Annotated in this window: 10 protein-coding genes; 4 read left to right on the top strand and 6 right to left on the bottom strand. The window is 74.7% G+C overall.

The annotated features are described in order from the left end of the window. Positions 1–53 precede the first annotated feature (53 nt). Both AC3RKB_RS14740 and AC3RKB_RS14745 read right to left on the bottom strand, forming a co-directional pair. Positions 54–1,637 carry an aminopeptidase P family protein gene (locus tag AC3RKB_RS14740; RefSeq protein WP_491437013.1) on the bottom strand — a complete coding sequence of 528 codons (1,584 nt, stop codon included), beginning with the start codon at positions 1,635–1,637 and terminating at the stop codon, positions 54–56. A 41-nt stretch (positions 1,638–1,678) separates the two neighbouring features. Continuing rightward, positions 1,679–2,701, bottom strand: a complete 1,023-nt coding sequence (locus AC3RKB_RS14745; protein WP_491437014.1) for an endonuclease/exonuclease/phosphatase family protein — start codon at positions 2,699–2,701, stop codon at positions 1,679–1,681. A 54-nt stretch (positions 2,702–2,755) separates the two neighbouring features. Between AC3RKB_RS14745 and AC3RKB_RS14750 the strand changes: the two genes are divergently transcribed. Then, the gene (locus tag AC3RKB_RS14750) at positions 2,756–3,646 is read left to right on the top strand and encodes a PHP domain-containing protein (RefSeq protein ID WP_491437015.1); all 891 of its coding nucleotides are present in this window, start codon (positions 2,756–2,758) and stop codon (positions 3,644–3,646) included. A gap of 21 nt (positions 3,647–3,667) precedes the next feature. On the opposite strand, the gene AC3RKB_RS14755 is transcribed toward AC3RKB_RS14750, so the two are convergent. Continuing rightward, positions 3,668–5,158: a DEAD/DEAH box helicase gene (locus tag AC3RKB_RS14755; RefSeq protein ID WP_491437016.1), complete on the bottom strand. Its 1,491-nt coding sequence runs from the start codon at positions 5,156–5,158 to the stop codon at positions 3,668–3,670. A 159-nt stretch (positions 5,159–5,317) separates the two neighbouring features. Between AC3RKB_RS14755 and AC3RKB_RS14760 the strand changes: the two genes are divergently transcribed. Then, a complete protein-coding gene (locus tag AC3RKB_RS14760) occupies positions 5,318–6,034 on the top strand; it encodes a ferritin-like fold-containing protein (RefSeq protein ID WP_491437017.1) in 717 nt (238 codons plus the stop codon). Between the two features lie 56 nt (positions 6,035–6,090). Here AC3RKB_RS14760 and AC3RKB_RS14765 read toward each other — a convergent pair whose 3' ends face one another. Together AC3RKB_RS14765 and AC3RKB_RS14770 are read right to left on the bottom strand one after the other, a co-directional pair. Then, entirely contained in the window at positions 6,091–6,396 is a 306-nt protein-coding gene (locus AC3RKB_RS14765; protein ID WP_491437018.1) for a hypothetical protein, read from the bottom strand. After that, on the bottom strand, positions 6,396–6,620 hold the full coding sequence (locus AC3RKB_RS14770) for a DUF3107 domain-containing protein (protein WP_491437019.1): 225 nt from the start codon (positions 6,618–6,620) through the stop codon (positions 6,396–6,398). Before AC3RKB_RS14770 ends, AC3RKB_RS14765 begins: the two co-directional genes overlap by 1 nt. A gap of 93 nt (positions 6,621–6,713) precedes the next feature. Here AC3RKB_RS14770 and AC3RKB_RS14775 point away from each other — a divergent pair, with 93 nt between their 5' ends. Both AC3RKB_RS14775 and AC3RKB_RS14780 read left to right on the top strand, forming a co-directional pair. Then, entirely contained in the window at positions 6,714–9,806 is a 3,093-nt protein-coding gene (locus tag AC3RKB_RS14775) for a PD-(D/E)XK nuclease family protein (RefSeq protein ID WP_491437020.1), read from the top strand. Next, on the top strand, positions 9,803–13,153 hold the full coding sequence (locus tag AC3RKB_RS14780; protein ID WP_491437021.1) for an ATP-dependent helicase: 3,351 nt from the start codon (positions 9,803–9,805) through the stop codon (positions 13,151–13,153). The genes AC3RKB_RS14775 and AC3RKB_RS14780 overlap by 4 nt, the downstream gene beginning before the upstream one ends. Here the strand turns inward: AC3RKB_RS14780 and AC3RKB_RS14785 are convergent. Next, positions 13,150–14,406: a phosphotransferase gene (locus tag AC3RKB_RS14785; protein WP_491437022.1), complete on the bottom strand. Its 1,257-nt coding sequence runs from the start codon at positions 14,404–14,406 to the stop codon at positions 13,150–13,152. The genes AC3RKB_RS14780 and AC3RKB_RS14785 overlap by 4 nt on opposite strands. Between the last annotated feature and the right edge of the window lie 51 nt (positions 14,407–14,457).

Genomic DNA, 14,457 nt, shown 5'->3' on the forward strand with positions numbered 1-14,457 from the left:
ACCAGTTCGGCCGGCGCGCAGGTTGCGGAAGTGGCGCAGCGGCCGTCAGGGCGTCAGCCTCGGGCGCCGCGCACCCACGCCTCGACCTCGTCGGCCGTGCGCGGGATGCCCGCCGAGAGGTTCTCGGCGCCGTCGGCGGTGACGAGGATGTCGTCCTCGATGCGCACGCCGATGCCGCGGAACTCCTCGGGCACGGTCAGGTCGTCGGGCTGGAAGTAGAGGCCCGGCTCGATCGTGAACACCATGCCCGGCTCGAGCACGCCGTCCATGTACATCGCACGGCGCGCCTGGGCGCAGTCGTGCACGTCGAGGCCGAGGTGGTGGCTCGTGCCGTGCACCATGTACCGGCGGTGGAACTGGTTCTCGGGCTGCAGCGACTCCTCGGCGGAGACCGGCAGGAAGCCCCACTCGGCGGTCTTCCGGGCGATGACGGCCATCGCGGCGGCGTGGATCTCGCGGAAGATCGCGCCGGGCTTCACGACCCGGAACGCGGCATCCGCCGCCTCGAGCACGGCCTCGTACACCTGGCGCTGCACCGGCGAGAACGTGCCGTTCACGGGGAACGTGCGCGTGATGTCGGCCGTGTAGTAGCTATCGCGCTCGACGCCGGCGTCGAGCAGCACCAGGTCGCCCGGCACGACCGGGCCGTCGTTGCGGGTCCAGTGCAGGATGGTCGCGTGCGGGCCCGCCGCGGCGATCGAGCCGTAGCCGACGTCGTTGCCCTCGAGGCGCGCGCGGGTGGCGAAGACGCCCTCGATGACGCGCTCGCCGCGCACCTCGCTCGTGATGCGCGGCAACTCGGCGAGTACCTCGGCGAAGCCGCGCTCGGTCGCGTCGACCGCGGCGCGCATCTCGGCGACCTCGTACTCGTCCTTCACGAGCCGCAACTCGGAGACGACGCGCGCGAGCTCGCCGTCGGGCTCGTGCTCGGCGTTCACCTCGAGGCTGAACGGCGCGTCGGACGCGTTGGTCGACAGCGCGGCCTCCGCCGCGTAACGCAGGCGGCCGTGGTCGACGCGCTCGGTGATCGCGGCGTCGGCCTCGCGCAGCACGAGCGTGGCCGTGTCGACCGCGTCGGTCACGCGGCCGAACGCGGCGAGGTCCTTCGTCGCGACCTGCAGGTCGGCGGCGACGTGCGCGAGCGAGGGGCGCGGGCCGATCCAGAACTCGCCGATCGCGGCGTTGGCGTAGAACTCCTCGGAGTCGCGGCCGGCGCGCTCGCGGAAGTACACGGTCGCCTCGTGACCCGAGTGGCCGGTGGGCTCCATCACGAGCACCGCGCCGGGCTCGGAGTCGGAACCCCATCCGGTCAGGTGCGCGAACGCCGAGTGCGCCCGGAACGGATAGTCGGTGTCGTTCGCGCGCTGCTTCATGTCGCCGGCCGGGATGATCAGCCGCTGCCCGGGGAACGCGGCCGACACGCGTTCACGACGCGCGGCGGCGTACGCGGCCTGCGCGCGCGGAGCCGGCAGCGGCTCGTCTCGCTCGGCCCAGCCCCCGAAGATGAACGCCTTGAAGCCCTCGGACTCGGGCGTCGTGGAACGGTTCGCGTTCCTGGCGTCGGACTCCTCAGCGGGCAGTTCGTCGGTGGGGCGGGCCTCGTGGGCCGTCGCGGTGGCGTCGCCGGTGTTCGTCATGTGTCCCATTCTGGCACCGAGCGGATGGCGCGGCTCGGCGCTCAGTCGCGCACGAGCGTCGCCACGATCGGGCGGTGGTCGCTGCCCGCGCCGTCGAGCTCCTCGATCACGCGGAACGCCTCGACGCGCCATCCGGACGTCGTGAGGACGTGGTCGATAGGGCTGCCGAGCAGGGCGGGAAGGCGGGTCGGCCAGGTGCCCACCGCCGCCGAACCGGCCTGCGCCGCGGCATCCGTGCACCGCCCGAGGTCGCCGCCGTCGACGCCGCGCCCGGCGAAGTGGTCGAGCGTGGCGTTGAAGTCGCCGGCCAGGATGACGTCGGCGTCCGAGCACTGCTCGGCCAGCCAGTCGAGGTCGCTGCGCCAGTTGCGCAGCTCCCAGCGGATGGGTGCGACCGCGTGCACCGCGACGATGCGCGGGCCCTCGCCGCCGACGGGTTCGGCCACCACGCTCGGCAGCGTGTTCGTGTTGCCGGGCGGGCCGGGCCACGGCTCGTTGACCACCTGGTAGTCGCCGAGCTCGGGGGAGATGAGCAGCGTCGTGGAACGGGCCTTGGCGATCTCGTCGAAGAACTGGGTGTGCACCCACATCGGCCGCCCGCCCTCGCGCATCTCGATCGCGACCTCTTCGCCGAGCGGTGCGGTGGTCTCGGGGAGCACGACCACGTCGGCCTCCTCGGCGAGCGCGAGCTCGGCGATCGTCGTCGCGTCGGGCACCTCGCCGAGCGTGTTCCAGGAGAGCACGGTGACCGACTCGGATGCCGCAGCCGCGGGCTGCGCGCCGGAGCCGAACCCGCGCACGGCGAGGATGCCGGCATTGCCGACCGCGAACGCGACGAGGATCGCCGCCATCGCCGCGCCGAACCGCCGTGACGCGCCGGTCAGCGCGAGGATGCCGAACACCGCGGCGGTCGCGGCGGCGCACACGGCCGCGGCGGCGCGCAGCGCGACGACGTGCGCGGCGATCCACTGGTTCTGCAGGCCGAACGCCTGGGGCCAGAGCAGCACAGCCAGGACGGCTGCGGTGCCGAGCGCGATCGCCCAGCCGAGGATGCGGGGGAGCATTCAGCCCAGCCTAGCCGCGCCGACGGGCGGGTCCGCCGCGCCTACGATGGGGGCATGGCCGATGCCCCGGTCCACGTCGCAGCCGACCTGCACACGCACTCCACGGTCTCCGACGGCACGGACACCCCCGCGGAGCTCGTCGAGGCTGCCTTCCGCGCGGGGCTCGAGGCGATCGCCATCACCGACCACGACTCGACGGCCGGATGGGCCGAGGCCACCGAGGCGGCCCTGGCCCGCGGGGTCGTGCTCATCCCCGGCATGGAGCTGTCGACGCGCGTGCAGTTCGCGAGCGTGCACGTGCTGGCCTACCTGGTGGACCCTCGCGACGAGGGGCTCCTCGCGGAGACCGCGCGGATCCGCGAGTCGCGGATGTCGCGCGCGGAGAAGATCGTGCGCCGCATCTCGGCCGACTACGACCTCACCTGGGACGACGTGCTCGCCCAGACCAACGACGGCGCCACGATCGGTCGCCCGCACATCGCCGACGCGCTCGTCGCACGCGGCCACGCGGCCACCCGGTCCGAGGCGTTCGCGGGCATCCTGCACTGGCGGACCGGCTACGCCCAACCGCACTACGCGCCCGATCCGCTCAGCGGCATCCGGCTCATCCGCGCCGCCGGCGGCGTGCCCGTGCTCGCGCACCCCGGAACGCGCGGCGCGGAGGAGGTCATCACCGACGAACGCCTGCGTCGCTTCGTCGACGCCGGGCTGTTCGGGCTCGAGGTCGACCATCCCGAGAACACCGCGGCGTCGAGGCCGCGCCTTCGGGCGCTCGCCGCGAGGTACGGCCTCGCCGTCACCGGATCGAGCGACTACCACGGGCTCGGCAAGCCGAACCGGCTGGGCGAGCACCTGACCGAGCCCGACGTGGTCGAGCGGATCGTCGCCGAGGCGACGGGCACGCGGCCCGTCGTGCCCCGCGCGGGCGAGCCCGCGGCTCGATAAGCCGCGGGGACCGCCGGATCGCTACGCGATCGGCGCGGCGCCGCCGGTGCGCGGACCGCGGCGCCGGCGACGACGGCGCGGCGCGGCGTTGCCGTCGTGGTGCTCGGGGCCCTTGCCGTCGTGCGTGCCGGCGCCCGGCTCCTTCACCTCGGCGGCGGCCGAGGCGGACGAGGTCGACTCAGCCGCCGCGGCGCCCTCGGCGACCGGCTCACCCGCCCGGGTGCGGCGGCGCGAACGCGAGCGGGGCGGGCGGGAGGCGTCATCCGTCGCCGCCTCGCCCTCACGCCGGCCCGCGGTGCTCGACCGCGTGGGCGGCGCGCTCGGCGCCGGCGTCAGGCGCCCCTTGGTGCCCGCCGGGATGTCGAGGTCGGTGTAGAGGTGCGGGCTCGACGAGTACGTCTCGGTCGGCTCGGGCTGCCCGAACTCGAGCGCCCGGTTGATGAGGGCCCACTTGTGCAGGTCGTCCCAGTCGACGAAGGTCACCGCGATGCCGGTCTTGCCGGCACGGCCGGTGCGGCCTGCGCGGTGCAGGTACGTCTTGTCGTCGTCGGGGATGGTGTGGTTGATGACGTGCGTCACGTCGTCGACGTCGATGCCGCGCGCCGCGACATCCGTGGCGATCAAGACGTCCTTCTTGCCGGCCTTGAACGCGGCCATCGCGCGCTCGCGCTGGTCCTGGTTGAGGTCGCCGTGCACGGCCGCGGCGTTGAAGCCGCGGTCGTTGAGCTCCTCGACGAGCTTCGCGGCGGCACGCTTGGTGCGCGTGAAGATGATGGTCTTGCCGCGACCCTCCGACTGCAGGATGCGGGCGATCACCTCGTCCTTGTCGAGGGAGTGCGCGCGGTAGACGAGGTGCTTGATGTTCGCCTGGGTCAGGCCCTCGTCGGGGTCGGTCGCGCGGATGTGGATGGGCTTCGACATGAAGCGACGTGCGAGCGCCACGATCGGGCCGGGCATGGTCGCCGAGAAGAGCATGGTGTGGCGGTTCGCCGGGGTCTGCGAGAAGAGCTTCTCGATGTCGGCGAGGAAGCCGAGGTCGAGCATCTTGTCGGCCTCGTCGAGGACCATCTCGGTCACGTTCTTCAGCGACAGCAGCCGCTGGCTCGCCAGGTCGAGGAGGCGACCGGGCGTGCCGACGACGATCTGCGCGCCCGCCTTCAGCTGCTCGATCTGGCCCTCGTACGCTTTGCCGCCGTAGATCGACACGATCGAGGTGGGGCGGTTGGACGTCGCGAGCTCGAGGTCCTCGGTGACCTGCACGCACAGCTCGCGGGTCGGCACCACGACGAGCGCCTTCACGCCCGGCTCGGGGTCGTCGCCGAGGCGCTGGATCAGCGGAAGGCCGAACCCGAAGGTCTTGCCCGTGCCGGTCTTGGCCTGGCCGATGATGTCCTGGCCGGTGAGGGCCAGGGGGATGGTCTGCTCCTGGATGGGGAAGGCATCGTTGATGCCCTTCCCGGCGAGAGCCTCGACGATGTCGGGCGCGATGCCGAGTTCGGTGAAAGTGGTCACGTGTTCTACCTGTCGTGATGCGGAAAGGGGTGCGCCCTGTTCCGATCGACAGGCGCACGGCCGCGGTTCCATCGCCCGCGTGCCCCACCACCCTATCCGAGCGGGCTGGGAAGGCCCGGAAATGAACCTCCGCGGGGCGGGACCTCTATGCTGGCGAGCGTGGTGAACTGGTCCAAGCCGCGCCTGCCGCGGCCCGAGGCGCCGAGGATGCGCCCTCGCGTCGCACCCACCGAGCTCACCCGCATCGACTTCACCGAGATCGTGCCCGACCCGGTGGCCTTCCTCGGCCAGGCCGCGTACATCCAGCTCGAGTTCTTCGAGAGCCTCGCAAAGGCGGTCGCCACCGCGCCCGACCTCGGCGCGAAGGAGGGCCTGAGCGCCGCTGCGGGCGTCGCGCTGCGCAAGCACCACGACCTGATCGCCGAGCTGCGCCGGCTCGACGCCGAACCCGCCGAGGTCATGGCGCCGTTCGCGCCCGCCACCGACCGGTTCCGGCAGGCGACCTCGGGTGCGGACTGGACCGAGCTGCTGCTCGGCATCCACATCACGTCGGGCATGCTCGACGACTACTTCGCGCGGCTGTCGGAGGGGCTCCCCTCCGAGCTCGGCGCACGCGTGCGCGCCATCCTCGGCGAGCAGGGCGCCGACGAGGTCGTCGTCCGCGAGCTCGAGCAGGCGATCGCCGCCGACATGACGCTCGGCGACCGCCTCGCGCTGTGGGGGCGGAGCCTGGTCGGCGACACACTGCTGATCGCCCACTCGGCGCTGCGCGCGTCGGAATCGACCGGTGCGCTCGGCGCCGACGTCGAGCCGGTGTTCACCGAGCTCATCGCGGCGCACACGCGCCGGATGGACGCGCTCGGCCTCACGGCCTGAGGCGATCGTCGGCGGCGTCCGGCCGCGCCCGCGCCCGTATGCGGGCCTCGGCCGCGTCAGCCGTGCGAGAGGCCGAACTTCGCGAGGCGGGCGAACGCCTCGGCGTCCTGCCGCTCGCGACGCGGGCCGATGACGAGGGCCGTGCCGGCGGCCGCCGCGCCCGAGGCGACGAGCGAGATCACCCAGATCCACCCGCCGTCCCACGCGAGGCCGAGCCAGGTCAGCGCCACCCACGCGACCGCGGCGGCGGCGGCGCCGACGGCCGGCACGAGGACCACGCCGTGCGTGCGGCGCCGGGGGATCGCGTAGCGCGCCGCGAGGCCGAGGATCGCGCCGCCGAGCGTGACGAAGAGGAGCTCCATCAGCCGACGAACCCGATCCGGCGGGCCTCCTCGGTGCCGATCTCGACGTACGCGAGCGCCGCTGCGGGCACCACGTAGACGTTGCCCTTGCTGTCGGTGAGGCGCAGCACCGGCGACTGGCCGGACAGGGCTGCGGAGACGGCCTGCTCGACCTCCGCCGCCGTCTGCGAGGTCTCGAAGCCGAGCTCGCGGGGGGAGTTCTGGATGCCGATGCGAAGGTCCACTGCACGCCTTTCTGTCGTTGACGCCACCCTACGACACGCGCGGGTCCGGGCCCGTCGCGTTCACTGTCGGCGGACACGGATACCGTGGGCGGCATGCACCTCGATGCGACCTCCGTCCGCTCCGTCTCCGACCTGGTGGGCGACGGGCACGCGGCGGTCTTCGGGGCACCCGGCACGGGCAAGACCCGGCTCGCGATCGAGCTCGTCGCCGAGCGGGTCGACGCGGGCCTCGACCCGTCCGAGGTGCTCGTGCTCGCCGCCACGCGACGCACCGCGGCGAGCCTGCGCGACGCCCTCGCGGTGCGTCTCGGGGTCACCACGCGAGGTGCGCTGGCGCGGACCGCGAGCGCCGTGGCGTACGACCTCGTCCGCGCTCGCACGGGGCGTGCCGTGACGCTGCTCACCGGCGCCGAGCACGACCAGGTCATCGGAGAGCTCCTCGAAGCGCAGGCGCTCGACGGTGGCGGGCCCGAGTGGCCTGAGGCGCTGCCCGAGGAGGTGCGCGCGCTGCGCGGGTTCCGCTCCGAACTGCGCGACCTCATGATGCGCGCGGTCGAGCAGGGCGTCGCTCCTGCCGAGCTCGAGGACCTCGGCGTCCGGGCGGGCCGGCCCGAGTGGGTCGCCGCCGCGCGGTTCCTCGCCGAGTACGCCGAGGTGAAGGAGCAGTTGCGCCCCACCCAGTTCGACTCGGCCGAGCTCGGCGCGTTCGCCGCGGCGATCGTGCGCGGCAGCCTCGACGACCCTCGCGACGACGCCGCGCTCGGACTGCTCGCCGGCCTGCGGCTCATCGTGGTCGACGACGCGCAGGAGGCGACCGAGGCGGGCGCGGCGCTGCTCGGCGCGTTCGCGGGGCGGGGCGTCGACATCGTCGCGTTCGGCGACCCCGACGTGGCGAGCAACGGCTTCCGCGGGGGCCGGGCCGACCTCCTCGGGTCGCTCTCGCGCGCGCTCGGTGGTCGGGAGGTCCGCCGCGTCGAGCTGCCGGTCGTGCACCGCGGGCGGCCCGCGCACCGTGCGATGCTCGCCCAGGTCGCCAACCACATCGGCACGGCCCTCGGCGGCACGCATCGCGCCGCGGCCCACGCGCTCGAGCACGACGACGACCCGCTCGAGCCCGTCCTCGGCATCGAGGCACCGTCGCCCGCCGCCGAGGGGGCCCAGGTCGCCGCGCTGCTCCGCGAGCGCCACCTGCTCGACGGGGTTCCGTGGCCGGCGATGGCGGTCGTCGTGCGGTCGGGCGCCGAGATCCCCGCGTTCGCGCGGGCGCTCGCCGCGGCCGACGTGCCCGTCTCGGGCGGTGCGGCGCGCAGTGCGCTCCGCGACGCGCCGGGCTCCGCGGCGCTGCTCGCCGCGGCCGCCTGCGTGCTCGGCATCGAGCCGCTCTCGGCAGAGTCGGCGACCGCGCTGCTCACCGGCCCGCTCGGTCGGCTCGACCGCGTCGGGCTCCGTCGGCTCCGGCTCGCGCTCCGCCACGAGGAGCTGGCGGGCGGCGGCGTCCGCAGCGCCGACGAGCTGCTCGCCGAGGCGCTCGGGGCGCCCGGCGGGTTCGCCACGATCGATGCCGCGCCCGGTCGCCGCGCCGGGCGGCTGGCGGCGCTGCTCGACGCCGCGCGGCGTTCGGCCGCGCGCGGCGCCACGGTCGAGGAACTGCTCTGGCTGCTCTGGCACGACAGCGGCCTCGAGGCCGAGTGGGCCGCGCAGGCCGCGGGCAGCGGCGTCCTCGCCGACGAGGCGAATCGCTCGCTCGATGCGGTCGTCGCGCTGTTCGCGGCGGCCCGCCGCTTCGTCGAACGCGAACCCGGTGCGCCGGCGCGGCGGTTCGTCGACGAGATGCTCCAGAACGCGCTGCCCGAGGACTCGCTCGCACCCGAGCGCGGTGCCGGAGCCGTCGTGCTCGCAACGCCGCCGGCGCTCATCGGCCGCGAGTTCGACGTCGTGGTCGTCGCGGGCCTGCAGGACGGCGTGTGGCCCAACCTCCGGCCGCGCGGCACCCTGCTCCACGCCGGCGGCCTGGCCGCGGCGGTCGCGGCGATGCGCGCCGGCGCGCCGCAGCCCGAGCCCGAGAGCGCCGCCGCGGTCCGCGTGGCCGTCCGCGGCGACGAGCTGCGCCTGTTCGCGCTCGCGATCTCGCGCGCGTGCCGCCAGGTCGTGCTCGCGTGCACGGCGACCGACGACGAGCAGCCGTCGGTGCTCATGGGGTTCGCGCCCGACGGGCCGTCGGCGCGGCGGCGGCGGCCGCTGCACCTCCGCGGCCTCGTCGGGGCGCTCCGCCGCGACGCGGCGACCGGTGACCGCGAGGCGGCGGCGGCGCTCGCGCTGCTGGCCGAGCACGGCATCGCGGGGGCGCACCCCGACGAGTGGTACGGCCTCGCCGAGCCGACGACCACCGCGCCGCTCGTCGACCTCGAGGGCGACCCCGAGGCGCTCGTCGCCGTCTCGCCGTCGCAGATCGACCGCGTCGAGGAGTCGCCGCTCGGTTGGTTCGTCGATCAGGTCGCGCAGCCGCCGTCGGGCCTCGCCGCTTCGATCGGCACGATCGTGCACGCCGTCGTCGAGGAGGCCGCCGCGAGCGAGGGCGACCTCGACGTCGAGACGCTGTGGGCGTCGGTCGAACGCCGTTGGCGCGATCTCCGGTTCGATGCGGGCTGGGTGGCCGAGCGCGAGCGTCGTGGCGCACGGCGGATGACCGAGGGGGCCGCCGACTACCTCCGCAACGCCGCCGACGACGGCGTGGTCGTCCTCGGCGCCGAGGGCCGCTTCACGCTCGTGAGCGGGCGCATCCGCATCACGGGCACCATCGACCGCGTCGAGGCCTCGCCCGACGGCACCACCGTGATCGTCGACCTGAAGACGGGGCGCACGCCGCCGACGGCCGCGCAGACCGCGGCGCATCCGCAGCTCGCGGCCTACCAGCTCGCCGCACGCGCGGGCGTGCTGCCGAACGGGGGCCGGCTCGGGGGAGCGAAGCTCGTGTACGTCGCCCGGCCGGTCGGCGGGCGCCTCTACACCGAGCGCGCCCAGCAGCCCTTCGACGACGAGGCCGAGGCCGCCTTCCGCGAGCGACTCGACGAGGTCGGCCGCGTCATGGCGGGCGCGACGTTCGAGTCGCCCGTCGAGCTGCCGCACGGCTCGCGGTTCGGCGACTGGCAGTACCGCGTGCACCTGGTGCCGGCGGTGTCGGCATGAGCCAGGCCGGCGAGCGGCGTCGCATCGGCGCCGACGAGATCGCGCGGCGCCTCGGGCTGCACGAACCGACGCCCGAGCAGCGCGCCGTGATCGAGGCCGACCCGCGCGGGCAGAGCATCGTGGTCGCCGGGGCGGGCAGCGGCAAGACCGAGACCATGGCCAACCGCGTGGTGTGGCTGCTCGCCAACGGGCTCGTCGACGTGCCCGAGGTCCTCGGCCTCACCTTCACGCGCAAGGCCGCGGGCGAGCTCGCCGAGCGGGTGCGCGAACGTGTCGCGCAACTCGTGGCCGAGGGCATCGCCGACCTCCGGCTCGATCCCCTCGAGTCCGCCGCGGTGTTCACGTACAACGCGTTCGCGGGAGCGATCTACCGCGAGCACGCCCTCCGCATCGGCCGCGAGCCCGACGCGGCGATCCTCGGCGAGGCCGCCGCCTGGCAGCTCGCCCGGAGCATCGTCGCCGCGTCCGCCGACGAGCGGCTCGTCGAGCTCGACGCGTCCCTCGACCGCGTGACGGGCGCGGTCCTCGGCCTCAGCCGCGCGCTCGCCGAGAACGTCACCGACAGCCGCGACGTCCGCGCGTTCGCGCGCGAGTTCCTGGCGATGGCCGACCTGCCCATCGAGGCGCCGCGCAAGCGCACGCCGTTCGAGAGCTTCGTCTCGGCCCTGGGGGTCGTCGACGCGCTCCCTCCGCTGCTCGACCTCGCCGACGCCTACGCCGAGGCGAAGCTGCGCCGGGGCGTCGTCGAGTTCTCCGACCAGGTCGCGCTCGCGCTGCAGATCTGCACCGCCCACCCCGAGGTGGTCGACGCGCACCGGGAGCGGTACGCGACCGTGCTGCTCGACGAGTACCAGGACACGAGCGTCGTGCAGACCCGGCTGCTCGCGACGCTCTTCGGCGGGCACCCGGTCATGGCGGTCGGCGACCCCGACCAGTCGATCTACGGATGGCGCGGCGCGAGTGCGGCGAACCTCGCCCGGTTCGGGGCCGACTTCGCCCCGTCGGGTTCGGCGGCCGCGTACGACCTGTCCACGAGCTGGCGCAACCCCGTCGTCGTGCTCGAGGCGGCCAACGCGCTCATCGCCCCACTCGACGCCGGAATCCCGAAGGCGCCGCTCCGGCCGTCGCCCTTCGCCGGGCCGGGCCGCATCGACGTGTCGTGGCACGAGACCATCGACGACGAGGCCGCGGCCCTCGCCGGCTGGTTCGCCGACCGAATGCGCCCGGGCGGGCGCACGGGCGCACTCCTGTGCCGCACCTTCACCCACGTCGATCTCTTCGCGGCCGCGCTCCGCGAACGGGGCGTGCCCGTGCACGTGCTCGGGATGGCCGGCCTGCTCGACCAGCCCGTGATCGCCGACCTCGTCTGCGCCCTTCGCGTCGTGCACGACCCGACCGCGGGCTCCGAGCTGCTGCGACTCCTCGGCGGCGCCCGCTGGCGCATCGGCACGGCCGACCTCGCCGCGCTCGGAGGTCTCGCGCGCTGGCTCGCCGAGCGCGACCTCGGTACGAGGCGCCTCGCCGACGAGGTGCGGCAGGGCCTCCGCAGCTCGATCGCCCCCGACGAGTCGCCGTCGATCGTCGACGCGCTCGACTTCCTGCTCACCGCGCCCGACGACCACCGGGCCCTCGGCGGGTTCACGCCCGAGGGGCTCGCTCGGCTCCGTCGCGCGGGCGCGCAACTCCAGTCCCTCCGTCGCCGGGCCGGTCTCGGGCTGGTCGACTTCGTCACGCTCGTCGAGCAGGAACTCCTGCTCGACATCGAGGTCGCCGCGAATCCGGCCCAGCCGCTCGGTTCCGCGAGCCTCGAGACGTTCGGCGACCTCGTCGCCGGGTTCGTCGACACCGCCGAGCACCCGACGCTGGGGGCGTTCCTCGGCTGGCTGACCGAGGCCGAGCAGCGCGACCGGCTGAGCCCGCGCCAGGATGACCCAGAACCCGGTGCCGTGCAGGTCCTCTCGATCCACGGCTCGAAGGGGCTCGAGTGGGACGTCGTCGCGATCCCGCGCCTGGTCGACGACGAGCTGCCGTCCAAGCCCAGGAGCGGCAAGGGCTGGCTCGCGTTCGGGATGCTCCCCGACGAGTTCCGGGGCGACCGCGACGAGATCCCCGAGCTGGTGTGGCGCGGCGTCCAGAGCCAGGCCGAGTTCGACGAGTCCGTCCGCGCGTACTCGGCCGAGAACCGTGAGCGCCACGCCGAGGAGGAACGCCGACTCGCCTATGTGGGTGTCACCCGCGCGCGGTCCGAGTTGCTGCTGGCCGGATCGTGGTGGGCGACGCAGAAGTCGCCCCGTTCGCCGAGCACGTTCCTGCGCGAGCTGGTCATGGCGGGCGTCGTCGATCCCGCCGCGTTGCCGAGCGCGCCCGAGGAGCCCGAGAACCCGCGCGCGGCCGAGTCGTCGCGCGTGACGTGGCCGCTCGATCCGCTGGGCGTGCGCCGGCCGGCGATCGTGCGCGCGGCCGATGCGGTGCGCGAGGCCGCCGCCGGGCCGAGCGGCGTCGGCATCGGGCCGGCGTTGGCCGATGACATCCGGATGCTGCTCGAGGAGCGCCGCCGACGGGGCGAGCGGCGGGGCGGGGCCGTGCCGACCCGAGTGCCGGCGTCGCGGTTCAAGGACTACGTCGACGACCCCGACGCGGTCGCCGCCGAGCTCGCGCGGCCCATGCCGCAACGCCCGTACCGCGCGACGCGCATCGGCACGCTCTTCCACGCGTGGGTCGAGCAGCGCTCGGGCGGCGGGCCGGGCGTCGGCGGCGGCCCCGCGGTCGACGCGGCCTCCGCCGACCTCGACGCGCTCGACCTCGCGTTCGATCCCGCCGACGACCTGGTCGACCACGGCTCCGGCCGACCCGACGATCCTGTGGAGGCGCGCCTGGAGCGACTGCGCGCGATCTTCGCCGCGTCGGAGTGGGCCGACCGGCGACCCGTCGCCGTCGAGCTCGAGCTGCACCTGCCGCTCGACGAGCACGTCTTCGTCTGCAAGATCGACGCGGTGTACGAGGTGGAGCCCGAGTCGGAGTCGGGGCGCAGCGGCATCCGCTACCAGGTCGTCGACTGGAAGACCGGGGCGGCGCCACGTGATGCCCGTGAATTGGAGCTGCGGCAGACCCAGCTCGCCCTCTACCGGCTCGCCTATGCGCGCTGGGCCGGCGTGCCGGCGGCCGCGATCGACGCCGTCTTCTACTACGTCGAGGACGACCGCGTGCTGCATCCCGACCGGCTCTACGGCGAGGAGGAGATCCGCCGCGCGTGGGCCGGCGTCGCCGCCCGCCCGATCGAGCCGGCGCCCTCGCCGACGCCGGCGGCCGTGCCCGACACGGTGCGGACCGCGATCGCCGAGCCCTAGGCCGTGCGGCCGCGCGCGTCGCCCGCCGCGGGCGGGTCGGCGTCGCCCCAGTCGCTGAGGTCCAGCGGGATCGGCGCGGTCGCGTCCATCGGCGGGGCGCCGGGCGGATCGGCGACGTGGGGCGCGGAGCCCGTGCCGGTCCGGGAGCCCGGGCCGGTCCCCGCGTCGCGGTCGGTTCCATCGCCGTCGAGGTGGCGCCGGAGTTCCTCGACGTCGTAGCTGTCGGTCAGCATGGTCGACCCGGCCTCGCGGGCGCGGACGTCGCGGGGCGTCTCATCGAGCAGCCGCTCCACGTCGGCGACCGCGAGGATCGGCCCGGTGTCGCTGGTCAGCGACTCGGACGACCGGTCGTGCACGCTCGCGACCAGGCCGTCGAGCAGGGCGACCGCGTCGTCGATGACGGCGTCGTCATGGGTGTCGACGCCGTGCATCAGCCAGCGCGCGAGCTCGAGCTCGGCGTAGAGCAGGGCCCGGCGCGCGAGCTCGGCGTCGGCGCCGCCCGATCGCGCGGTCACGTACGCCGTCAGCGACTCCTCGGCGGCGGCGCCCGTGGATGTGAGCACCCAGTGCAGGTCGCGCGCGGGGTCGTCGTGCGCGAGCCCGGACCAGCCGACGATCCCCGACACGTGGTCGCCCTCCACGAGGAACGAGTCGGCGCCGAGCTGCCCGTTCACGACGGTGGGCACGAACCGCCAGAGCGTCTCGTCGTCGGTGGCCTCCTCCCACCGGCGCACGAGCGCGGCGGGAAGCCGACCGGTGTCGGCGGCGCGGTCGATCACCGCGACGACCGACTCGCGCGCCTCGGCCGCAGTGCGCCGGGGCAGGCCGGCCTCGCCGACGAAGCCCGGCGGGAGCGAGTGGATCGCCGCGATCGCGCGGCCGATCGCGGCCGCGAGGGCCGGATTCGCGGTCAGCTCGTCGGCCGATCGGACGGCGCCGGGGATGAACTCGGTCACGACCGCGCGGGTCGGGCCGATCGGCGCCTGTCCGACGAACTCGGGCACCGCGAACGGCAGCCGCGAGCGGATGCCGGGTGTGAGCGCGCGCAGCGCGACCAGGTCGGCGGACTGCTCGGATTCGGCGCTCTGCGACCGCGGCGCGCGGATCAGCAGGCGTCGCCCGTCGGTCGAATGGAGCTCGACGGCGTCGAACGCGCCGCCCGCACCGCGGGTGTGCGCCCGGGCCGCCCGCACCTCGAGTCCGGCCACCGCGGCCGTGGCCAACGCGGCTAGAGTGAGTGGGGGTCTGGCCATGGCACACAGCCTAAGCAGGTGTTCCCGCCTGCCCGGCGACCGCCACGCCTT

This window comes from Agromyces capsici (assembly GCF_058349965.1).

Excerpts from the sequence above, each read along its gene's own strand:
- AC3RKB_RS14775 (WP_491437020.1), top strand. The coding sequence starts at position 6,714 with ATGCACCTCGATGCGACCTCCGTCCGCTCCGTCTCCGACCTGGTGGGC.
- AC3RKB_RS14765 (WP_491437018.1), bottom strand. The coding sequence starts at position 6,396 with ATGGAGCTCCTCTTCGTCACGCTCGGCGGCGCGATCCTCGGCCTCGCG.
- AC3RKB_RS14740 (WP_491437013.1), bottom strand. The coding sequence starts at position 1,637 with ATGACGAACACCGGCGACGCCACCGCGACGGCCCACGAGGCCCGCCCC.
- AC3RKB_RS14750 (WP_491437015.1), top strand. The coding sequence starts at position 2,756 with ATGGCCGATGCCCCGGTCCACGTCGCAGCCGACCTGCACACGCACTCC.
- AC3RKB_RS14745 (WP_491437014.1), bottom strand. The coding sequence starts at position 2,701 with ATGCTCCCCCGCATCCTCGGCTGGGCGATCGCGCTCGGCACCGCAGCC.
- AC3RKB_RS14785 (WP_491437022.1), bottom strand. The coding sequence starts at position 14,406 with ATGGCCAGACCCCCACTCACTCTAGCCGCGTTGGCCACGGCCGCGGTG.
- AC3RKB_RS14780 (WP_491437021.1), top strand. The coding sequence starts at position 9,803 with ATGAGCCAGGCCGGCGAGCGGCGTCGCATCGGCGCCGACGAGATCGCG.